This is a genomic window from Clostridium putrefaciens, from assembly GCF_900461105.1.
GTDB lineage: Bacteria > Bacillota > Clostridia > Clostridiales > Clostridiaceae > Clostridium_L > Clostridium_L putrefaciens.
Genome location: NZ_UFWZ01000001.1, coordinates 1,669,146 through 1,690,598 on the forward strand (window position 1 = coordinate 1,669,146; position 21,453 = coordinate 1,690,598).

22 protein-coding genes are annotated in these 21,453 nt (G+C 27.9%); 3 read left to right on the forward strand and 19 right to left on the reverse strand.

The window, feature by feature from the left end; all coding sequences use genetic code 11:
* Nucleotides 1-16 precede the first annotated feature (16 nt).
* Both DY168_RS07185 and DY168_RS14660 read right to left on the reverse strand, forming a co-directional pair.
* Complete coding sequence (locus DY168_RS07185; protein ID WP_115641144.1) at nucleotides 17-880, reverse strand: tRNA 2-thiocytidine biosynthesis TtcA family protein; 864 nt, start codon at nucleotides 878-880, stop codon at nucleotides 17-19.
* Nucleotides 881-917: 37 nt separating this feature from the next.
* Entirely contained in the window at nucleotides 918-1,085 is a 168-nt protein-coding gene (locus tag DY168_RS14660) for a hypothetical protein (RefSeq protein ID WP_172556292.1), read from the reverse strand.
* A gap of 98 nt (nucleotides 1,086-1,183) precedes the next feature.
* On the opposite strand from DY168_RS14660, the gene DY168_RS07190 reads away from it, so the two are divergent.
* Complete coding sequence (locus DY168_RS07190; RefSeq protein ID WP_172556293.1) at nucleotides 1,184-2,743, forward strand: recombinase family protein; 1,560 nt, start codon at nucleotides 1,184-1,186, stop codon at nucleotides 2,741-2,743.
* A 193-nt stretch (nucleotides 2,744-2,936) separates the two neighbouring features.
* On the opposite strand, the gene DY168_RS07195 is transcribed toward DY168_RS07190, so the two are convergent.
* A complete protein-coding gene (locus DY168_RS07195) occupies nucleotides 2,937-4,067 on the reverse strand; it encodes a D-alanyl-D-alanine carboxypeptidase family protein (RefSeq protein WP_115641146.1) in 1,131 nt (376 codons plus the stop codon).
* A 141-nt stretch (nucleotides 4,068-4,208) separates the two neighbouring features.
* On the opposite strand from DY168_RS07195, the gene DY168_RS07200 reads away from it, so the two are divergent.
* The gene (locus tag DY168_RS07200; RefSeq protein WP_172556294.1) at nucleotides 4,209-4,715 is read left to right on the forward strand and encodes a DUF2953 domain-containing protein; all 507 of its coding nucleotides are present in this window, start codon (nucleotides 4,209-4,211) and stop codon (nucleotides 4,713-4,715) included.
* A gap of 13 nt (nucleotides 4,716-4,728) precedes the next feature.
* The gene (gene ytfJ, locus DY168_RS07205) at nucleotides 4,729-5,136 is read left to right on the forward strand and encodes a GerW family sporulation protein (protein WP_115641148.1); all 408 of its coding nucleotides are present in this window, start codon (nucleotides 4,729-4,731) and stop codon (nucleotides 5,134-5,136) included.
* A gap of 97 nt (nucleotides 5,137-5,233) precedes the next feature.
* Here ytfJ and scpB read toward each other — a convergent pair whose 3' ends face one another.
* The 16 genes from scpB to DY168_RS07285 all read right to left on the reverse strand — a co-directional run bounded on the left by scpB (nucleotide 5,234) and on the right by DY168_RS07285 (nucleotide 21,452).
* Nucleotides 5,234-5,818 (reverse strand): SMC-Scp complex subunit ScpB, encoded by a 585-nt coding sequence (gene scpB / locus DY168_RS07210; RefSeq protein WP_115641149.1) that lies wholly within the window; start codon nucleotides 5,816-5,818, stop codon nucleotides 5,234-5,236.
* Nucleotides 5,811-6,557 carry a segregation/condensation protein A gene (locus DY168_RS07215; protein WP_115641150.1) on the reverse strand — a complete coding sequence of 249 codons (747 nt, stop codon included), beginning with the start codon at nucleotides 6,555-6,557 and terminating at the stop codon, nucleotides 5,811-5,813. Before DY168_RS07215 ends, scpB begins: the two co-directional genes overlap by 8 nt.
* Before the next feature lie 221 nt (nucleotides 6,558-6,778).
* Complete coding sequence (locus DY168_RS07220) at nucleotides 6,779-7,906, reverse strand: D-alanyl-D-alanine carboxypeptidase family protein (RefSeq protein WP_423237250.1); 1,128 nt, start codon at nucleotides 7,904-7,906, stop codon at nucleotides 6,779-6,781.
* A gap of 196 nt (nucleotides 7,907-8,102) precedes the next feature.
* The gene (gene xerD / locus DY168_RS07225) at nucleotides 8,103-8,981 is read right to left on the reverse strand and encodes a site-specific tyrosine recombinase XerD (protein WP_115641152.1); all 879 of its coding nucleotides are present in this window, start codon (nucleotides 8,979-8,981) and stop codon (nucleotides 8,103-8,105) included.
* 86 nt (nucleotides 8,982-9,067) lie between these two features.
* Complete coding sequence (gene spoIIM / locus DY168_RS07230) at nucleotides 9,068-9,694, reverse strand: stage II sporulation protein M (RefSeq protein ID WP_115641153.1); 627 nt, start codon at nucleotides 9,692-9,694, stop codon at nucleotides 9,068-9,070.
* Nucleotides 9,695-9,932: 238 nt separating this feature from the next.
* Complete coding sequence (gene spo0A, locus DY168_RS07235) at nucleotides 9,933-10,745, reverse strand: sporulation transcription factor Spo0A (RefSeq protein WP_115641154.1); 813 nt, start codon at nucleotides 10,743-10,745, stop codon at nucleotides 9,933-9,935.
* Nucleotides 10,746-10,955: 210 nt separating this feature from the next.
* Entirely contained in the window at nucleotides 10,956-12,170 is a 1,215-nt protein-coding gene (gene spoIVB / locus DY168_RS07240) for a SpoIVB peptidase (RefSeq protein WP_115641155.1), read from the reverse strand.
* A gap of 203 nt (nucleotides 12,171-12,373) precedes the next feature.
* Nucleotides 12,374-14,065: a DNA repair protein RecN gene (gene recN / locus DY168_RS07245; RefSeq protein WP_115641156.1), complete on the reverse strand. Its 1,692-nt coding sequence runs from the start codon at nucleotides 14,063-14,065 to the stop codon at nucleotides 12,374-12,376.
* A 40-nt stretch (nucleotides 14,066-14,105) separates the two neighbouring features.
* Entirely contained in the window at nucleotides 14,106-14,552 is a 447-nt protein-coding gene (locus DY168_RS07250; RefSeq protein ID WP_115641157.1) for an arginine repressor, read from the reverse strand.
* Nucleotides 14,549-15,409, reverse strand: a complete 861-nt coding sequence (locus DY168_RS07255; protein WP_242984080.1) for an NAD(+)/NADH kinase — start codon at nucleotides 15,407-15,409, stop codon at nucleotides 14,549-14,551. The genes DY168_RS07250 and DY168_RS07255 overlap by 4 nt, the downstream gene beginning before the upstream one ends.
* A gap of 21 nt (nucleotides 15,410-15,430) precedes the next feature.
* Nucleotides 15,431-16,237, reverse strand: coding sequence for a TlyA family RNA methyltransferase (locus DY168_RS07260; protein WP_115641158.1), 807 nt, complete (start codon nucleotides 16,235-16,237; stop codon nucleotides 15,431-15,433).
* Between the two features lie 71 nt (nucleotides 16,238-16,308).
* Complete coding sequence (dxs, locus tag DY168_RS07265; RefSeq protein WP_115641159.1) at nucleotides 16,309-18,174, reverse strand: 1-deoxy-D-xylulose-5-phosphate synthase; 1,866 nt, start codon at nucleotides 18,172-18,174, stop codon at nucleotides 16,309-16,311.
* 103 nt (nucleotides 18,175-18,277) lie between these two features.
* Nucleotides 18,278-19,150: a polyprenyl synthetase family protein gene (locus DY168_RS07270; RefSeq protein ID WP_115641160.1), complete on the reverse strand. Its 873-nt coding sequence runs from the start codon at nucleotides 19,148-19,150 to the stop codon at nucleotides 18,278-18,280.
* Nucleotide 19,151: 1 nt separating this feature from the next.
* Complete coding sequence (locus tag DY168_RS07275) at nucleotides 19,152-19,364, reverse strand: exodeoxyribonuclease VII small subunit (protein ID WP_115641161.1); 213 nt, start codon at nucleotides 19,362-19,364, stop codon at nucleotides 19,152-19,154.
* Between the two features lie 53 nt (nucleotides 19,365-19,417).
* Nucleotides 19,418-20,614, reverse strand: a complete 1,197-nt coding sequence (gene xseA / locus DY168_RS07280) for an exodeoxyribonuclease VII large subunit (protein ID WP_115641162.1) — start codon at nucleotides 20,612-20,614, stop codon at nucleotides 19,418-19,420.
* Nucleotides 20,604-21,452 carry a bifunctional 5,10-methylenetetrahydrofolate dehydrogenase/5,10-methenyltetrahydrofolate cyclohydrolase gene (locus tag DY168_RS07285; RefSeq protein ID WP_115641163.1) on the reverse strand — a complete coding sequence of 283 codons (849 nt, stop codon included), beginning with the start codon at nucleotides 21,450-21,452 and terminating at the stop codon, nucleotides 20,604-20,606. Before DY168_RS07285 ends, xseA begins: the two co-directional genes overlap by 11 nt.
* Between the last annotated feature and the right edge of the window lies 1 nt (nucleotide 21,453).

Here is a 21,453-nt window from a genome sequence, read left to right on the forward strand (position 1 = left end):
TTCCTTTTTTATAACTTTACATATCATAAAATTCTAAATATGAATGGCTTTCTCCGTCTTTTTTCCATCCTAATATAGAGTCTATCTCTACGTTTTCTGCGGCTTTAAATATTGACTTATCTATATCTCTATTGGTTAATTTTAAACTTTCAATAAGATCTTTTATCTCATGTCTTTTATTTCCTATCTTTTTTGCTGATACCATACAAGCACAATTTAGTGGCCATATGCCACTATTTTGGATGAAGTTTTGTATGTATTTTTCTTCTACATAATATAGTGGTCTTATAAGTTCTATACCCTCAAAGTTTGACGCCTTTAGTTTCGGAAGCATAGTTCTAAAATTACCTGCATATAAAACATTTAATAAAGTCGTCTCAATAACATCATTAAAATGATGTCCTAAAGCAAGCTTATTACAGTTTAATTCCTTAGCCTTAGCGTAAAGAGCACCTCTTCTCATTTTGGCACACATATAACAAGGATAATCCTTTGCTATCTTATCAACTACATCAAATATACCTGAATTAAATATCTCTACAGGTATTTCTAAATAATTGCAGTTATCTATTAGTAGTTCTCTAATATTATCGTGGTACCCAGGATCCATAGCAATAAAACGAAGTTCAAAATTTACGTCACTATGGCGATGTAACTCTTGAAATAGCTTAGCCATAATTATGCTATCCTTACCTCCTGATATAGCAACTGCAACTCTATCTCCCTCTTCAACCAATTTATATTCTTTTATGGCCTTAATAAATTTAGACCAAACATGCTTTTTATATGTTTTTATAAGACTTTTTTCTATGTCTTTTAATGGCTTTCTTTCATTAAAAGGCACTAAAATATCGCAACCTTCTCCAGCTATATTATTCATTGTAACACCTCTCTTTTTCCTAGGTATTATAGCACTTTTATATTAATTTGTCTTCATTTTCAGCTTTAAAACTGTTGTATAATACTTCAAGATCATCATTATTTAATTTTAAAGATATTATTTCTACTAGGTTACTTAGTAAAGTTTCTCTACACACTTCCTGTTTATAATTATTAACCAAAACCTTTTCTATCTTTTTTTTCAAACTCAAACCCTCCTTTAGTCTTTTAATACTTGCATATGAACCTTTATATATTAGATGGAATACTATATTATTATTATTATTGTTTTAGGTGGAATATTATGAAAGTAGCTATTTATTCAAGAAAGTCAAGAATAACTAACACTGGAGATTCTATTGAAAACCAAATTAACCTTTGCAAAGATTATTGCAAAAATAAAAATATAGATGAAACATTTATTTATGAAGATGAGGGCTTTTCTGGTAAAAATACTGAAAGACCTGAATTTAAAAAGATGCTAGATGATGCTAGGTGTCATAAATTTAATTTTATAATCTGTTATAGATTAGATAGAATCAGTAGGAACTTATATGACTTTACAAACATCATTAATGAATTAGATACATTGAATATACAATTTGTTAGTATCAAAGAACAATTTGACACATCATCTCCTATGGGTAAGGCTATGATGTATATAGCTTCTATCTTTGCTCAGCTAGAACGTGAGACTACTGCCCAAAGGGTTTCAGATAATATGCTTTTGCTAGCAAAAGGAGGTCAGTGGCTTGGTGGTCAAACTCCATTAGGTTATAAAAGTAAGTGTAAAACCTTTTATAACAATAGTAAAATAGATAAGAAAACTTATGTACTCTCTCCTATTGAAAGTGAAATTAGAACTATAAAGCTTATCTATGATTTATATGATAAAAAAGGATCTTTAAATAAGGTTAAAGATTTTCTAAATGAAAATATGATACCTGCAAAATCTAGCATTAATTGGACCGCTAAAAGGGTTCAAATTATATTAAGATCTCCAGTGTACGTTAAAAGCTCTCCTAAGGTATTAGATTATTTAAGTGATAATAATATAAATGTTTTTGGAAATCCTAACGGACATGGTATTTTAATTTATAATAAAACTAAAAATATAACACAAAAAAGAGATAGATCAGAGTGGGTAGCCTCTATAAGTGATCATAACGGCATAATTGATAGCACTAAGTGGTTACAAGTCCAAACCCTACTAGATACTAATTCAAGGATGCCCCCTTCCAAAGGTACATCAAATAGAGCTCTTTTGGTTGGTATATTAAAATGCTCCAATTGTAGCGGAAATATGTATATTAAGCACGGACATACTTTGGCTAATTCTAATATTAGAATCTTATATTATGTCTGTGAAAATAAATCTAAATCAAAGGGTAAGTTATGTAATAATGGAAATGTAAGAGTTGATGAAATAGAAAGTGCTTTATTGGAAGATATAAATAAAATTTTAATTGATACTTCTAAACTTATTAACTCTCTTTTTAATACCATAAAATTAAAAGATTACCCCTTATATTCTCTTAATGTTAATAAAGAAATACAATATAAAAATATTCAGATCCAAAACTTACTAGATGAATTATCTTTAAGTCCTGAACTCTCAAAACACATTAAACCTAAGATAATAGAACTTGAGACTTTTGTTAACAATTTAAAAGATAAACAGTTATATAGAAAGATTCATCTGGAAAATAATTATCTATTAAATCTTTTTTCAAAAGAAAAGCTTAATTTATCAATGTTTAAAGATTATATTACTCTAGAGGAAAAAAAGTATATCTTAAGAGAACTTATAGCATCTATTTATTTTGATGAGAAAAATCATAGCTTAGAAATAAATTACAAATAATCTTTATGGTATATATGATGTATTTTTATGTATCAACGACAAAATTCTGTTCCTGCATCAATACAATCTATTATTTCATATTTCATATATACCATCCTTTCCTGTTTAAAAAGAATATTATAAATACTTTTCTATATTATTAAAGTATTTATTTAAATAACATATGTTACAACTAAAGATATTAATTTAAAAGTTATTTAAATAATTTACTCTTTAATTTTTGAAAGTTTGATATACTTCCTACATCTTCTTTAGTATACATTATGTCTTCATAAATTATATCTTCTTGTGATTTTATTATAATACTCCCTACTATGTCATCCTTTTTTATGGGTGCCTTAATATCTTTATTAACTATTATATTAATATCTTCACTTTTACCTTTTTCTATTGGAACTATTATGTCTTCTTTTATATATGCTTTTACGCTATCTATACCATCTTTAATTTCTACTTCTTTCACTATATCATCTTTTGAAAACACCTTTTTATATTCATATTTTCTCAAAATATAATCATAAATATTTTTAGTTTCTTTCCATCTTTCGTTGCAATTTAAAACTACGATTATTATATCATTATTATCATAAGATATAGATGATACAAGGCATTTACCTGCATTTCCTGTATATCCTGTCTTCACTCCATTAGCTTCTGGAATTTGCCAAAGTAATTTGTTTATATTATTGTAGTCTCTTTTGAAATTCATTTCATCTTTTTTTACGCTTTTACTAGAGACTATTTTGCTAAATATTTCACTTTCTTTTGCCTTAACTGTTAATAGCGCTAAATCATAAGCGGTAGAATAGTGATCTTCTTTGTCTAGGCCATGAGGTGTACTAAAACTTGTATCTAAAAGTCCTATATTAAGTGCATACTCATTCATAAGTTCAATAAATCCATCTACTGATCCTGCAATGCCTTCTGATATAGCTATAGCTGCATCATTTCCTGATTTAAATAAAAGTCCATATAAGAGCTCTTTTATTGTAATGTTCTCACCTTTTTTATACCCAACCTTTGAACCTTTTACATTTTGAGCGTTTTTACTTATTTCAACTGTCTTATCTAAATCTCCATATTTTAATGCAACTAAAGCTGTAGCTATTTTCGTTGTACTAGCCATTGGTAATATTGTATGAGAACCTTTATCGTATAATACTCTTCCTGTTTTAGCATCAATAGCTACAGCAGATAATGCTGAAACTCTAATTTCTTTCAAATCATTTGAGTTTACTTTCGCTAAAGCTTTAGTATTAAATAATAAGGTAGTTATAAATAATATAACTAAAACCTTGGCTATATAACATTGTTTTTTCCTCATAAATATATACCTCCATATATTAAGCTTTAAATTAGTATTTCCAATAACCTAACATTGATACTAATTATTTTTATATATATATACTTAAAAGAGGAATTATTGGCAATAATATAATATATGTTGTTGATTGGAGGACAAATCATGTTTATTAAAGCTTTAATTATATTTTCTTTTTTAATTATACTTGCGTTTATACCCATTCCCTTAAGAATAAGCCTAGAAGTAAAAAATAAAAAGGTTCATATTAAATTATTTAACAAATCTATTAATTTACACAAAGAAAAAAAACAAAGTTTACCTAAAGGTATTAAATCTAATAAGATAAAATATTTTAATCTTTTAAACAGATATAAATCCTCTAATTTTAAAAGTAATATATTTATAGATACTTATATAGAATATGGATGTAATGATGCTTCACTTACTGCTATATCCTACGGTACCTTGAACTCATTTTTTTATATACTATATCCCTTATTACAAAATATATTTAAGATAAAACATTACAATTTTAAAATAGTGCCAAATTTCAATAAAAACATTTTACACTTAAAAACAAAGTGCATAATTTACATAAATATGGCACAAGTTATTAGTATACTTTTTATGTATAGGAAATCAATTAAGGAGGTGAAAGCTAAAGAGTGATTACACTCTTAGCATCATTATGGAAAATCATCCTATTGACAATTTAATGAAAACTACTATGGAAAACATTCGAGATATGGTAGATGTAAACACTATAGTCGGTGATACAATTGAAACGAAAGATGGTAGTGTTATATTACCTATTTCAACAGTATCTTTTGGGTTTGCTTCAGGTGGATCTGAATTTTTACCTACCTGCAAAAAAAACAGTGGGGACGATACAACCAATTTCCCTTTTGGAGGTGGTTCAGGGGCTGGAGTATCCATTAAACCTGTGGCATTCTTAGTTTTAAGAGATGATTGCTTAAGGTTACTATCCGTAGATCAAGATAATACCTATGATAAGATAGTAGATACTGTTCCGCAGGTAATAGACATGATGAAAGACTTATTAAATAACAAAAAGTGTCAAGAAAAATAAAAAGATCTTCTACGCTTGTGGTCAGTGATGTGAGTTATATAAGTTAGGGAAGATTTGTACTTCCCTAACTTAACATTACACTTATTTTTTTATATAATTATATTTCTTCTGTAATTGCTACCTCATCTAAAAATGACTCTAGTGATGGCAACTCTTTAAGTGTCTCTATATTAAATTGTTTCAAGAATTCAACAGTAGTACCATAAAGTATTGGTCTTCCTGGAACATTTAAACGTCCATTTTCTTTTATTAAATTTCTTTCTAATAACTTTTGTATAGCACTATCACTTTTAACACCTCTTATCTCATCTACATTAATCCTTGTTATAGGCTGTTTATATGCAATTATAGCAAGACTTTCAAGTGCTGCTTGAGATAGAGACTGACGTGAACTTCCCTTTAATATTTTTTGGATATATTCACTATTTTCAGGTTTTGTAACAAGTTGATATCTACCATCTATATGTATTAGTCTTATACCTCTTTTATCCTCTTCATAATCCTTTATCATAAAATCTAAAAGTTCTTTTGTGTATTCATTACTACATTCAATAATATTTGATATATATCTTAAATCTATAGGTTCCCCGCTAACAAATAGCAATGATTCTATTACTGAAGTATATAATATATTTTTTGATGTTTGTTCAAATTCTATTTGATTTAAATCTTTATTATGCATTTAATATAATCCTCTCTATGTAAATTTCAGAAAAACTATCCCCTTGAGTAACATTTATGGATCTTTCTTTTATTAATTCAAGTAATGCTAAAAATGTAACAACAACTTCTAGTTTAGAGTTACAAGAAAGTATTACCTCATAAAATGTTATGTTATTATTTTTATATAAAATATCTTGTATATGCCGTATCTTATCTTCTACCTTATATTTATCTAAAGGTATCTTTGTTTCTATAATATTACTAGTATTCTTTTTGTTTTTGTAATTTACTATTAAGTTATTATATACATTATATAAATTAAGCATAGTAACATCTTTTAAAAGTTCTTCATTGGTTTTAGGTATTTTTTCTCCAATTACTTCTGGCATTTTAGCATACATTTCCCCTGTATCACCTTTTAGCTTTCTAAAGTACATTGAGGCCTTCTTAAATTTCTTATACTCTATTAGTTTTTGTAATAGATCCTCTTTGTATCCTTCTTCATCCTCATCCTCTTCTTTTTTTATCTTTGGAAGAAGCATCCTTGATTTAAATTCTATAAGTGTGGCAGCCATAACTATAAACTCTGACGTTATCTCAAGATCTAATTCTTTCATTTCTTTAATATACTCTATATATTGATTAGTAATTTCATATATCTTTACATTGTAAATATCCATCTTATTCTTTTTAATCAGGTGTAATAACAAATCAAAGGGACCTTCAAAATTTGATATTTTAATATTTAAACCATCCATAAAACCCACCTCTTATAATTTCTCTCTAGTAGTACTTATTAATTATATTATAGCCTTTCCATATTGTCATCTTTATATCTTAAATGCAAAAAAAGAGTTTCTAAAAATATAAGTATATATATTTTAAAAACTCATTTTTATATATTAAATTTAAATATGTTTAGGTGAATAAATCTATTTTTGTATTTAGTTAATTCAAAGGGATAGTATTATTACTTTTTTTAAATTGCCCCTTCAAATATATTCTTCAAGTTATACTTTATATTATCTATCAATGTGGATTTTTTAATCTCTCTGTCTGTATATATCTCAACTTCACCTAAAAGAGTTTCTCCTTCATAATATTTGCAGTGACCTATTACATCATCTTTATTATAACTTTTTTTATCTTTATCCATTATCAATTCTTTTGTTGTTTCAACCTTTTGACCCTTTTCTACTATAATATTTAAATCTTCTTTAGCCTTTGCTATAAAGTATCTTTCTCCACTTTTATCTAGCACTATTTTATCAACTTCTGAATCTTTTTCTACAATGCTTTTTCTCTCAAATTTAGAAAAACCATAATTCATAAGCATGCTAGCATCTTTATTTCTTATTTTATAGGTAGGGGATCCCATTATAACAGCTAATACTCTTACTCCATCTTTAGATGCAGTTGAAGATATGCAGTACTTAGCTTCCTCTGTATATCCAGTTTTTAGTCCATCACAGCCATCAAAAAACCTTACTAATTTATTATGATTTACAAGTTCTATAGGTGACTTTCTTCCTTCAGATATGGTCTCCATATATGTACCCGTATATTTTAATATGTCAGAATGCTTTAAAAGTTCCCTTGACATTATTGATATATCATATGCGGTACTCAAATGACCTTGTTCCGGAAGTCCAGTACAGTTTTTAAATGTAGTGTCCATCATTCCAAGGCTAGAGGCTCTTTCATTCATCATATTAACAAAAGCATCCTCTGTACCTCCTAGAAACTCGCCCATAGCCACTGCTGCATCATTTCCTGAGGCTATAGCTATACCCTTTATTATTTCTTCTACTGTTCTTACCTCTCCTGTATCTAATAGCATAGTGCTACCACCCATTTTTTTTGCAGTTTCACTTATTGTAACCTTGTCTTGAAATGTAATATTGCCTTTATCTACTTCCTCCATAGCTATAAGCATTGTCATTATCTTAGTAACAGAAGCTGGTGCAAACTTTTCTTTAGAGTTCTTTTCAAAAATAATCTTTCCTGTACTCACCTCCATTAATAATCCGGATTTAGCTTCTATATTCAATCCCTCTGATTTTATATCTTTTTTTAACTCCTTTTCCTCTGCGAAAACATTTACCATAAGCAAATTAAGTATTAAAATTAAGCTTGAAAATATCTTGATTTTCTTCATTTTCATAGTAATTCCTCCTTCCTTTAAACTTATTTTTTCCTAAATTCAAATTATTATCACTATAAATGAAATTATTTTTTAAAAAATAAAAAAACAGCTATTTAACAGCTGTTTTTCAATATGTTACTTATTTAATTTTAATCATTTAGGCCCTTGGATGAGACTTTTTGTATACTTCTATTAATTTATTCTTTTTGGTTATAGAATAATAAATTTCTGTAGTTGATATGTCAACGTGACCTAAAAGTTCCTGTACTGATTTAATATCTGCACCATTTTGTAAAAGGTGAACCGCAAAGGAGTGCCTAAATGTATATAAATTTATATCTTTATCAATGCCTGCTTCTTTAGCATAAGATTTAACTATTTTCCAAAATCCTTGACGACTCATTTTATTTCCTCTTGAATTTAAGAATAATAATAAACTTTCTGAATTACTTATAGTTTTTCTTAAATCTAAATATTCTCTCACATACCTTATAGCTACGCTTCCTAAAGGTATTATTCTTTCCTTTTCTTTTGATCCTTTGCATACCATGTACTCCATGTTTAGGTTTACATCAAAAATTCTTAAATTTAGTAGTTCCGTAACCTTGATACCTGTTGCATACATTAATTCTAGCATAGCTCTATCTCTTACCCCTTTATATGTCCCTATATCGGGTAAGTTTAATAATACATCTATTTCTTCTATTGTAAGTATTTCTGGAAGATCTCTTTTTATTTTAGGTAGTTCATAATTTATCATTGGAGATTCTATTATTAAATGTTTTTGTAACAAAAATTTATAAAAGTTTCTAAGAGTAACTAAATTTCTATTTATCGAGGAATTAGCTATTCCCTCTTTTATAAGTTGTTGGACATAAGACATAATTAAAATTTCATCAACTTCATTGAATTGTTCTTCCCTATCATTTAAAAATGAAAAAAACTTTTCTAAATCGTTACTATAAGCTTCTATAGTGTTTTTAGATAAACTTTTACTTTTTATAAATCTTATATACTTCTCCATGTATTCATACATAATTTTCACCTATAATCCTTAATATATACTATATATATTAACACATTTAAGCAAAGTTAAAAAGTTTTCTGTATTATAGTCATATACTATTGTAATAAATATTTTAATATTGAAGGAGTAACATAGCTTTCCATTAATATACCTAGACTTACTATAAGTATTATAGTAGCTATACTTACTATGATATTTTTATTTTCGCTAATAGCATAGCTCCTTTTACCAAATAAATTGTTTTTTATCTTATCTAAAGAGGTTCTCATAGATATTACAGATGCTCCCATTATACAAGGGATATATATTATATTTTGTGGCATAACTCCAATTAAAGCTAATGCTAAGCCTTTCCCACCTAACATATCTATGGTAAATGATATTGTAAATCCTATAGTAAATCCTTTGATTAAATTAATTAAAAGTATCAAAGGTAATCCAACAAAAGTTATTCCTAAAAAGAATATAAGAAAAATAACAGATATATTATTTTTTATTGCTTCAAAAAATATACCTTTATTATTTATTTCTTTTGAAGTAAGGATTTCAATAAATGAATTAAAGTAATTTGATAAATCTAATTTATCTACCTCTGACATATATTTCATTGAATATATTCCGAGTACTATGCCTGTACACAAAAATAGCAAGCTTACGATATAAAGCCAAAAGTTGTTTTGAATATGCTGAGTAATAGCATTAACATAATTATTATCTCTCATTACTTTTTCCTCCCTAAATCTTTTTTATTATCATATGTCTTAGATATATATATGTCTATTATATAGTTCGTATTCTTATAATTTTTATGTTAACCTTTCACAACAAAAAACCTCCAATATCTTTTTTGAAAAATATTGAAGGTTAATATTCTAAATTTAAAATATTTATTGGAATAGTTTTATATCTATTGGTATATAAATATAAGTCCAAGTTTTCTTACACCGTAGTATCCCTAATTTATACTACTCTATTTTGAAGTCTTAACTTGTCTGCTACCATAGCAATAAATTCAGAATTTGTAGGTTTTCCTTTCTGGTTGTGTACAGTATATCCAAAAATTTTATTTATAGTTTCTATCTCTCCTCTTCCCCATGCTACTTCAATAGCATGTCTTATCGCTCTTTCTACTCTACTTGGAGTGGTATTATATTTTTTTGCAATAGAAGGGTAAAGTTCTTTTGTTACTGCTGATAAAAGCTCCATATCGTTTACTACCATACTTATAGCGTCTCTTAGATACATATATCCTTTTATATGTGCTGGCACTCCTATCTCATGAATTATGTTAGTAATTTCACCTTCTAAATCCATAGGTTGTTTTTTTAATGGTCTTAGTTCTACACTATCTGACATTGAAACAACAGTTTTCTTTGTATCTGTAGCTAATGTATTATTAAACATTTGTCTTATTCTCTTTATGAAAACATCCATATCGAAGGGTTTTACTACATAATAATCCGCGCCTAAACTTATAGCTCTTTGTGTTATCTTGTCTTGTCCTACTGCTGATAATACTATTACTCTTGGCATAGGATCTATATTCATAACATTTAATCTTTCTAGAACACCTAGCCCATCTAAATGGGGCATTATAATATCTAAAACCACTAAATCAGGTTTTCTTTCCTCTATTAACTTTAATGCTTCTAACCCATCCTTTGCAATACCTGATACTATAATATCTTTTTGATTAAGTAAATAATCATTTAAGATATTGCAAAACTCTTTATTATCATCCGCAATTAGAACTGAAATTTTTGATTCTTCCATTTTGATTTTTCCTCCTTTAATACTTTATTCCAAATCTTAACAATTACTATTTCGACAAAACTAATGCTTTTCCTTCTTTAAATAAAGAATTTATGTTATTTAAATGGAAAACACTAAGAAGTTTTAAATCTCTTTAGCATTTTCCATTTTATTTATATATATGATTATAACCTCTAAATTATATATATAATTTATAATAAATTGTTTTTACTAGTCTATTATACCAGAATCTTTCAACATCCACTCTATATATATCCCATATCCAGTATCTGGTTTATTTATTAATACATGTGTTACAGCTCCAACTAGTTTATTATTTTGAATTATAGGACTTCCACTCATACCTTGAACTATTCCTCCAGTTTTCTCTAAAAGGTCTTTGTCTGTGACTTTTATTACCATACTCTTGGGTCCCGGTTTATCTTGATATAGTAGTTTTTCTATTTGTATTTTATACCTTTTAGGTCCTGAATCATCTATTGTTGTTATTATCTCAGCAGGCCCTTCTTTTAATTCTTCTCTTGAGCCTATCTTTAGTGGTTTATTAAAATTTAAATCTTTTATATTATCTGAAGCTTCTCCAAAGATTCCACACTCAGTATTATTTATTATATTTCCTAAGGGTACTGTTTCTTCTACAAAGTTTCCTTTAAGCTCACCAGGACTTCCTTTTTCTCCTCTTTTTACACTTACAATTGCTGCTTTTATAATTTCACCATTTTTTATAGTCATTATATTACCTGTATCTTCATCAGTTACAGGATGACCTAATGCAGCAAACTTTTTAGTATTAGCATCATAAAAAGTTAATGTACCTACCCCAGAGGTTGAATCTCTTATCCATAACCCTATTTTATATTTTCCATTTTTACTTTTCACAGGCATAATGCTTTTTTCTATAACATTCCCCTTTCTACTAATAGTAATCAAAATTTCTTTTCCCTCACATTGATTTATTAATTTCATCATATCTTCTGCAGTATTTATTTCAACATTGTTTATTTTTAATATATTATCTCCAATTTCTATTCCATCCTTTTCAGATATGCTAGATATGTTTTTTGATTCTTTTTCTATTTGTGAGTATGCAACTACTAATACTCCATTTGTATTAAGTTTTATTCCAAGGCCATTTCCGCCAGGATAAAGTTCTATTTCTGAAATGCTTTTTGGACTAGCTTTTCCACTAGTTTTTACAGTAGTTTCAGTTTTTAAAGTATTACTATCTTTAATAAATGTAGGATAAGCTTTTAAAGTGTTTTTATTTATGTCACTTTTTTGTAATACTTGTTTTATATTTATGCTTTGACTTTCTTTTACTAATATTAAATTTGGTATTTCATTAAAGCTAAAAATAATATTAGAAAAAAGAATAAATATAGGAGTTAAAATAAAGCATAACTTATTAGATATATTTTTTCTCATGCCTTCTCCTCCTCTTTTTATTTCACTAGTTTTAAATTCCCCTTTTTCTTATACTAATATCCTGTAATAATAATGTTATAAGAGTAAATATATATTTTAAAACTCTATTTATTGATAAACTTCAAAAAAATAAAACTATAAAATTAATTTATAGTTTTATTTTGTGATTATATCTATTAAGTATGTATTAAATTTATTATATTTTATGATAGTGTCTCCTTTGATTTATCTGCTAAATTAATTATTTCTTTTGAGTTTTTTAAAGTAACTTCTGTAACTTTGAGTCCGCCTATCATTTTTGCTACTTCTATTTCTTTTTCTTTCATGGTAAGACTAATAAGTTTCGTATAAGTTTTATTGTTATTTATAGTTTTATATACTAAAAAGTGATTATCTGACATGCTGGCTATTTGAGGGAGATGCGTTATACAAAAAACTTGATGTTCTTTAGATATTAAATACATCTTTTCTGCTACCCTTTGAGCAATTCTACCGCTTATCCCAGTATCAATTTCATCAAAGATAACTGTTGGGATTTTATCGTTATCTACAAATATAGTCTTTAAAGCCAACATTATTCTTGAAAGTTCTCCACCTGAAATTATCTTTTCTAAAGGCTTTAAAGGTTCTCCTGGATTAGTAGATATTAAAAATTGGACTTTGTCTTTACCATCAATATTAAACACATCTATATATTCAATAGATATATCGAAATTACTTTTTTCAAGACCAATATAATCTAATTCTACTTTAATCTTGCTTTTTAGTATCTTAGCTGTCTTTTTTCTTAACTCATGTATTATAGTTGCCTTTTCTTCTAATATATTCATTAAATTTTGTTTTTTTACTTCAAGTTTTTTTAATATCTCTTCACTATTTGTGATCTCTTCAAATTGATTTTTAATATTATCTCTATATTTAAGAATTTCATATATAGTTTTCCCATATTTCTTTTTATAATCCGCTATTTTGTATAATCTAGAGTTTATCTTTTCAAGTTCATTATCATCATATATAATATCTTCTTTTATTACTCTAAGCTCTAGTATTATATCTTCCATAGAAAAGCTTATATTTTTAAGTTGATCTGCTAAGTTGTTTATCTTTTCTGAATGTTTTTCTATGTTTCTTAACTCTTTAAGTGCTGAATTTATTAAATCCTTTGTAGATGTAAAGTTTTCATCACTATCATTTAATACTCCATACGCAATATTAATACTCTTACTTATCTTTTCTGCGTTAGATAATATATTGAATCTTTCCTCTAAGTTTCTCTCTTCATCTGGATCTAAATTTGCAGAATCAATATCATTTATTTGGTATTCTAAGTAATTAATTAACTTTTCTCTATCTTCTTTTCCTTTTATATCTTCAATCTTTTTAATTATATCATTTAATTCTTTATAGCTTTTTTCATAATCTTTTTTCTTTATATCAAAATCTTTATCAGAAAAGTCATCTAAATAATTTATATGATTGCTAGCATCTAGAAGATTTTGATTTTCATGTTGACCATGAATATCAATAAGAGTGCTTGATATACTTTTTAGTGAGGAAAGGATTACAGATTTACCATTAACCTTTACTATACTCTTTCCATTTTGAAAACTTTCTCTACTTATAATTATAATATCATCATACTCTATTTCTAACTCTTGTAATAATAGTAGTGTCTTTGGATTTTTTAATAAAAAAATAGCCTCTACATAAGTCTTTTGTTCTCCACTTCTTATTAATTCCTTATTAAATTTACTGCCAAGAACATAGTTAATGGCATCAATAATTATAGATTTACCTGCTCCTGTTTCTCCAGAGAGCACATTAAATCCACCTTTAAATGATATGCTTAGCTTTTCAATTAATGCAAAATTATATATATTTAGTTGAAGAAGCATTCTCTTACCACCTTAAATTCCTATTTAATAATTTTTGTTTTTATATAAGCTTTCTTATTTTTCTTACCAATTCTTCAGCTCTTTCTAAAGATCTTACTAAAATTAATATGGTATTATCACCTGCTATAGTTCCTGCAATTTCTGTAAGTTGTAAATTATCTATAGCTTCTGCTGCGGCTGAGGCAGATCCTGAAAGTGTCTTTATAACTACCATTTTATCTATGCTTTCTATAGATAAAACGGTATTAGTTAAAACACTTGCAAGTTTATCTGATATTTGGTTTTGATCTGTAGAAATTACAACATACTTATATCTACCTTCAGAGGATAAAACCTTTGTTAGCTTTAACATTTTAATATCTCTAGATATAGTTGCTTGAGTTACATTAAATCCGCTCTCTTTTAATTCTTCTGCTAATTCTTCTTGGGTTTCGATATCTTTTAAAGATATAATTTCTAATATTTTTGAGTGCCTTTTAGATTTCACCATCTATCACCTACAACCTCTTCAGTTCTCCACATTATCTTTTTTCTAAGTATATCAAAATAATCATATCCATCGAGCCTAACTATATGACATTTGTTTTGGTCACCAGATATAACTACACTTGCATCATCTAAAAGCCTTAGAGAATTTTGCCCATCAGATGTAAGATAAATTTCTTCATTGTCCATTCTTACAGTAATTTTAATTTTATCTGAAGATTTAAATATCATAGTCCTTATTCCTTGTGTGTGAGGGCATATAGGGGTTATACTTATTAAATCTAATGTAGGATATATTATAGGACCTCCTGCAGATAATGAGTAAGCAGTGGATCCTGTTGGTGTTGAAATTATAATACCATCACCTTTAAATGAAGAATAAAAAACATCATTTATTTCTATATCATATATAACTATCCTTGAAAGAACAGCCTTAGATATTACAATATCATTTAATGCTCTTAGTTCTTCCTTATGATTTTGGTTTACAACACAATTAAGCATTAGCCTTTTTTCTATAGAATAGTTGTTTTTTGAAATAACATCTATGGCCTGTTCAAATTCTAGCATCTCCACTGCTGTTAAAAATCCTAAGGTTCCAATATTTACTCCTAGTATAGGAACATTAAATTGTGATACTTCTCTAGCACTACTTAACATAGTTCCATCTCCACCTAAGGATATTAACATTTCTATATTAGGGTCTTCATTTCCACCGAGTCCTTTTGAATCTTTATATATCTTTATATCTATATGTCCTAATTTATTCTCTATAATCTTTATTATATCGCTTAGTATTTTTTCATCTTTATCCTTAGAGGTATTTACATTTATACCTATGCTCTTAATTCTGCTCAAATCTACAGCTCCCTTTTTAAGTTATAAATTGCTATGAGATTTATTCACTATTAAATCAATTTGTTCTTTATTAAAACCTGTATTTCTTTCATCTTTGCAAAAATAAACTAAATATTCAATATTACCCTCTGGTCCTTTTATTGGAGAGTAATCTAAGTTTATTATAGTTAGATTATTATTAACTAAAAAATTTACTATATTTGTAATAACCTCTTTATGTACTTCAGCATCTCTAACTACACCTTTTTTTCCTACCTTTTCTCTACCTGCTTCAAATTGTGGCTTAATTAAAGCTACAACCTCACCCTTATCTTGTAGAAGATCTAATATAGGTGGTATAACAGTTCTAAGTGATATAAACGATACATCTATACTTGCAAAATCACAAGGCTCCCCTATATGTTCTGGCTTTACATACCTTACATTAGTCCTTTCCATGCAAGTAACCCTAGGGTCTACTCTTAACTTCCAGGCGAACTGTCCATACCCTACATCTATAGAAAATACTTTTGATGCTCCATTTTGAAGCATACAATCCGTGAATCCTCCTGTTGAGGCTCCAATATCTAAGCATACCTTATCCTTTAAATTAAAGCCGAAATCTTTTATTGCCTTTTCAAGTTTTAGACCTCCTCGACTTACATATGGAAGCTTTTCACCTTTAAACTCAATATTAGAATCTACCTTAATCTTTTCCCCACATTTATCTATCCTTATTCCATTTACGAATATTTTACCTGCCATAATACTTGCTCTGGCCTTTTCTCTAGACTCAAATATTCCTTTATCAACTACTAAAATATCTATTCGTTCCTTTATAACCGACATTATTTCTCCTTAATTGCTTTATTTATTTATTTATTTATTTATTTATTTATTTATTTATTTATTTATTATTATTATAGCATTTCTATTACTGAATTAACTATACCTTCTTGATCTAAATTATATTTTTTATATAAGGAGTTTATATCTCCTTGATTTATAAATTCATCAATAAAACCTAAGCTCTTAAATTTAATAAAACTTTCTAGTGTATTTACATAGTTTAAAACTTCAGATCCCATGCCTCCAGATATTACATTGTCTTCTAGGGTAATTATTATCTTATTTTTATCTACTAGGTCTTTTATCATGTTTTTATCTATAGGTTTTATGAAACATGCATTTATAATTGTTACATTTACATTGTGTTTTTCAAGAATTATTGCTGCCTTTTCTGCCATCTGAACCATTTTACCTGTGGCTATTATAACAACATCCTCACCTAACCTTAACCTTTCCCATCTTCCTTTTTTAATTTTATCTAATGTTAAAGGCTCCAGGTTTATACCTTCCATATCTCCACCTCTAGGGTATCTTATTGAAACAGGTGAATCTTGATTTAATGCCCATCTGAGCATTGGTCTTAATTCTTCCATGGATTTTGGCGCTAATATCGTCATGTTAGGCATACATGAAAGGTAAGATATATCAAATACTCCTTGATGGGTCTCCCCATCTTCTCCAACTATACCTGCTCTATCTATAGCAAATACTACAGGAAGGTTTTGTATACATACATCATGCAGTATTTGATCAAAAGCCCTTTGTAAGAAGGTTGAATATACAGCGAATACTGGTTTAATACCTGATGTTGCCATTCCCGCTGCAAGAGTTACTGCATGTTGTTCTGCGATTCCAACATCAAAAAATCTTGTAGGATAAGTTTTTGCAAAATCTTTCAAACCTGTACCATCAGGCATAGCAGCTGTAATTGCTACAACATTTTCATCTTCTTTTGCTATTTTTAATAATTCATCTCCGAAAACTTTTGAATAGTTATTTTTACTTGAGGAATAAAGTTCTCCACTTTCCAAGCTAAAAGGACCTATACCGTGAAATTTATTTGGATTGTCTTCAGCAAAGCTGTATCCCTTACCCTTTTTTGTGATAGCGTGAATTAACACAGGCCCTTGTATGTTTTTTGCAAGGTCCATAACCTTGCTCATTGCTTTAATATCATGACCATCTATTGGTCCTAAATATTTTATACCCATATCTTCAAAGAGCATTTCAGGTACAACCATATGCTTTATACTACCTTTAAATTTATCTATAGAGTACACTATACCTTTTCCTACTGAAGTTTTTTCCATAGTAGAATTAAAATCATCTTTTAATTTATTATACCTTGGATCCACCCTTAACTTACTTAAATATGTGGACATTCCACCCACATTTTTATCTATAGACATTTGATTATCATTTAATATAATAATTAAATTAGTTTTACTGTAACCCACATCATTAAGTGCTTCTAAGGCCATGCCACCTGTTAAAGCTCCATCACCTATCACTGCTATTATATTATTTTTCTTATTCTTAAGATCTCTAGCTCTCGCCATTCCAAGTGCAGCTGATATAGATGTACTACTATGTCCCGTATCAAAACAGTCATATATGCTTTCATTTCTTTTAGGAAATCCACTTATTCCCCCAAGTTGTCTTAAACTATCAAAGTCATCTTTTCTGCCCGTTAATATCTTATATATATAAGATTGGTGTCCTACATCAAAAACAATCTTATCCCTATCCACATCAAATGCATTAAATAAACTTAATGTAAGCTCTACAACGCCTAAATTAGAAGCTAAATGCCCTCCTGTTTTAGAAACCTTTTCTATTAGAAATGTTCTAATATCCTTTGCTAAATGCTCTAACTCTTCTACTGTCATTTTTTTTATATCTTTATAATTACCGTACTTATCTAACATATTAACCATATTAATCATATCCTTTTTTTGTTTTATATATGTTTGAAGGCTCTATCCTCCGTATTAAGTAGTTATCTTTATGTATAAATACTCCTTCAAACATAATCCCATACTAAGACTTTCTGTTTAAAAGCTCTATAGTAAGCTCTTCTAGATCTTTAGTATCTAAATCTAAATCTTTTAGACTTTTAATACATTTATGGGTTATATCATCACATAAAATTTCACACTTTTCAAGGCCATAATTGGTTATAAATGTAGACTTTTTATTTTCTTTATCTTTATTTAATGATTTACCTAATAGTTTTTCATCACCAATTACATCTAATATATCGTCTTTTATTTGAAATGCCAAACCTAGGTTTTGGGCATATTCTTCTAATATAATTAAATGCTCCTTAGGTGCTTTTGCTGCTATAGCGGCTGACATTACTGAGGCTTTAATTAAAGCTCCGGTTTTTTTATCATGCATATATTTTAGTTCTTCATTACTTATATTTTTTCCTTCACTTAAAATATCTACAATCTGTCCTGCAACCATACCTTCTGCTCCTGAACTTTTTGAAATGTAGTAGCTAGCTTCTAAAATTTCAGATCCCATAGTTAATGATAAAGAAAACAATATACTCATTGCCTCATTAAGCAATGCATCTCCTGCAAGAACCGCTATAGCATCTCCAAATACTTTATGATTTGTAGGTTTACCTCTTCTTAAGTCATCATTGTCCATACAAGGTAAATCATCATGTATTAAAGAATATGTATGTATCATCTCTATTGATGATGCTAAAGGAAGTATCTCCTTATAGTCCTCTTTATATAATTTATAAATTAATAGATTAAGAATAGGTCTAATTCTTTTACCCCCATTTTTAATGCTATAATACATAGACTCATATATTTTATTGTTATACCCATGTTTATCTTTAAAATATAGTTCCATCCAGGATTCAATATCTTCTTTCATATAATTATAACTTCTCATTTTACTGTTTAAACTCCTCTAATCCATCTTTTTTTAATATTGTTATCTTTCCTTCTATTTCATTGATTAAAGAATATAGTTTGTTACATATCTTTACGCCATCTTCATAATTTTTCATAGACTTTTCTAAAGTTAATTCTTCACTTTCCATTTCTTCTACTATAATCTCTAATTTACTAATTAAATTTTCATAAGTATCGTCTTTTTTAGCCATAAAATAGCCCCCTTACGTATTAAACCAATAATTCTTTATATATAATTCTAGTATTACTTATATTCTATTTTAGCTTTTAAGCTGCCATCTCTAAATTTAATCTCAACTTGTTGCTCTCCACTTAAACTTTTACTATCTTTTACTATATTGCCGCTTTCATCTTTGACTAAAGTATATCCTTTATTTAGTATATTTAAGGGGTTTCTCGAATTTAATAATTCCATCATATATCCTAATTTATTTTTTTCTTCACTAACCTTTTTTTTGATACTAATATTAAGTCTATCATTGATGACTTTGATCTTTTTATGTTCATTTAATATATAAGTTATTGGGCTATTAAATTCTATAGTGTTTTTAAATAAGTTTATTTCATTCTTTTTTTTGAATATGTTATCTTCCATACTCTTTTGCAGTTTATTATAATTATTATCTATATCCTTTTTTATTTCAGAATGACTTTTAAATACAATTTCTGCTGCTGCTGATGGTGTTGGAGCTCTTAAATCACTTACAAAGTCTACTATAGTATAATCCGTTTCATGTCCAACTCCTGTAACAATTGGTGTTTTAGACTCATAGATTCTCCTAGCCAAGGCCTCATCGTTAAAGGACCATAACTCTTCTATACTTCCTCCACCCCTAGCAATTATAATTACTTCTACCTTCTTATCCTTTTCTAAATATTCAATTCCTTCAATTACGTTATTACTAGATCCACTACCTTGAACTAATGCTGGATAAATTATTATATCTATATAAGGATTTCTCCTTTTAGCTACATTTATAACGTCTTTTATAGCCGCACCTGTAGGTGATGTTATTACACCTATCTTTTTAGGGTAAAGGGGAAGAGGCTTTTTATGTTGTAATTTAAAAAGCCCTTCTTTTTCTAAGGTTTCTTTAAGCTTTAGGAATGCAAGATATAATTCACCTACTCCTTGTTTTTTTATTTCTTCACAATAAAGTTGGTAGCTTCCTTCTTTTTGATATACCTTTATTTTGCCCTTTATTTCAACCATTAAACCATCTTCCATATTTATATCTAATAAACTTGCATAGTCTTTAAACATCACGCAATTAATCTTTGATGAATCATCTTTTAATGAAAAATACAAATGTCCACTAGAATGTTTTTTAAAATTAGATACTTCACCTTTTATTTTTAAGTTATTTAATATAATGTCATTGTCTATCATCTTTTTAACGTAACTATTTACTAAGGTTACAGTTAGTGTTTTAATATACATTTTCCTTAAACGCCTCACATAAATTATTCATTAATAGGGTAGTAGTCATAGAACCAACGCCACCTGGTACTGGGCTTACAAAAGATGCTATTTCTAAAACTTCATCAAATATAACATCCCCTGTAATTTTACCATTTACAGATGAGGTTCCAACATCTATAACTACAGCACCTTCTTTTATATAGTCTTTCCCTACAGACTGTGGTCTTCCTATAGCTACCACTAAGATATCTGCTTCTTTACATACTTCTTTTAAGTTTTCTGTTTTTGAGTGACAAATAGTAACTGTAGCATTTTCATTTAATAATAATTGTGCTGAAGGTTTACCTACTATATTGCTTCTACCTAAAACAACTACCCTTTTACCTTGTATCTTTACACCAGTGTTTTTTATAAGTTCTAAGGCACTATTCGCAGTACATGGAACAAATGCCTTCTCACCTTTATAAAATCTACCTAAGTTAATGTCCGTTAATCCATCGATATCTTTTTTGTGATTTATTTTAGAAGAGACTTCCTTCTCGTGTATATGTTTTGGCAAAGGTAATTGAAGCATTATTCCATCTATTGATTTATCATTATTTAACTTTTCAATAAGATTTATTAATTCTTCTTCAGTTATGCTTTCATCTAATGAAAAATGTTTTGGTTCAAGTCCTAAATCTTTACATAATTTAATTTGACTATTTACATAGTAAATAGATCCTCCATCTTGACCCACTGTTATTGTAGCAAGACATGGAACTCTACTTCCTTGATTCTTTTTATCTTCTGCAAATTTTCTTATGTCATTTTTTAAACACTTAGCAATTTCTTTCCCATTGATGATATTTCCCATA

Excerpts from the sequence above, each read along its gene's own strand:
- spoIVB (WP_115641155.1), bottom strand. The coding sequence starts at position 12,170 with ATGAGAAAAAATATATCTAATAAGTTATGCTTTATTTTAACTCCTATA.
- DY168_RS07275 (WP_115641161.1), bottom strand. The coding sequence starts at position 19,364 with ATGGCTAAAAAAGACGATACTTATGAAAATTTAATTAGTAAATTAGAG.
- DY168_RS07200 (WP_172556294.1), top strand. The coding sequence starts at position 4,209 with ATGTTTATTAAAGCTTTAATTATATTTTCTTTTTTAATTATACTTGCG.
- scpB (WP_115641149.1), bottom strand. The coding sequence starts at position 5,818 with ATGCATAATAAAGATTTAAATCAAATAGAATTTGAACAAACATCAAAA.
- DY168_RS07270 (WP_115641160.1), bottom strand. The coding sequence starts at position 19,150 with ATGAGAAGTTATAATTATATGAAAGAAGATATTGAATCCTGGATGGAA.
- DY168_RS07285 (WP_115641163.1), bottom strand. The coding sequence starts at position 21,452 with ATGGGAAATATCATCAATGGGAAAGAAATTGCTAAGTGTTTAAAAAAT.
- DY168_RS07220 (WP_423237250.1), bottom strand. The coding sequence starts at position 7,906 with ATGGTAAATGTTTTCGCAGAGGAAAAGGAGTTAAAAAAAGATATAAAA.
- DY168_RS07185 (WP_115641144.1), bottom strand. The coding sequence starts at position 880 with ATGAATAATATAGCTGGAGAAGGTTGCGATATTTTAGTGCCTTTTAAT.
- recN (WP_115641156.1), bottom strand. The coding sequence starts at position 14,065 with ATGCTTCTTCAACTAAATATATATAATTTTGCATTAATTGAAAAGCTA.
- xerD (WP_115641152.1), bottom strand. The coding sequence starts at position 8,981 with ATGTATGAATACATGGAGAAGTATATAAGATTTATAAAAAGTAAAAGT.
- DY168_RS07190 (WP_172556293.1), top strand. The coding sequence starts at position 1,184 with ATGAAAGTAGCTATTTATTCAAGAAAGTCAAGAATAACTAACACTGGA.
- spoIIM (WP_115641153.1), bottom strand. The coding sequence starts at position 9,694 with ATGAGAGATAATAATTATGTTAATGCTATTACTCAGCATATTCAAAAC.
- DY168_RS07260 (WP_115641158.1), bottom strand. The coding sequence starts at position 16,237 with ATGTCGGTTATAAAGGAACGAATAGATATTTTAGTAGTTGATAAAGGA.
- DY168_RS07215 (WP_115641150.1), bottom strand. The coding sequence starts at position 6,557 with ATGGATGGTTTAAATATTAAAATATCAAATTTTGAAGGTCCCTTTGAT.
- dxs (WP_115641159.1), bottom strand. The coding sequence starts at position 18,174 with ATGGTTAATATGTTAGATAAGTACGGTAATTATAAAGATATAAAAAAA.
- spo0A (WP_115641154.1), bottom strand. The coding sequence starts at position 10,745 with ATGGAAGAATCAAAAATTTCAGTTCTAATTGCGGATGATAATAAAGAG.
- xseA (WP_115641162.1), bottom strand. The coding sequence starts at position 20,614 with ATGTATATTAAAACACTAACTGTAACCTTAGTAAATAGTTACGTTAAA.
- DY168_RS07195 (WP_115641146.1), bottom strand. The coding sequence starts at position 4,067 with ATGAGGAAAAAACAATGTTATATAGCCAAGGTTTTAGTTATATTATTT.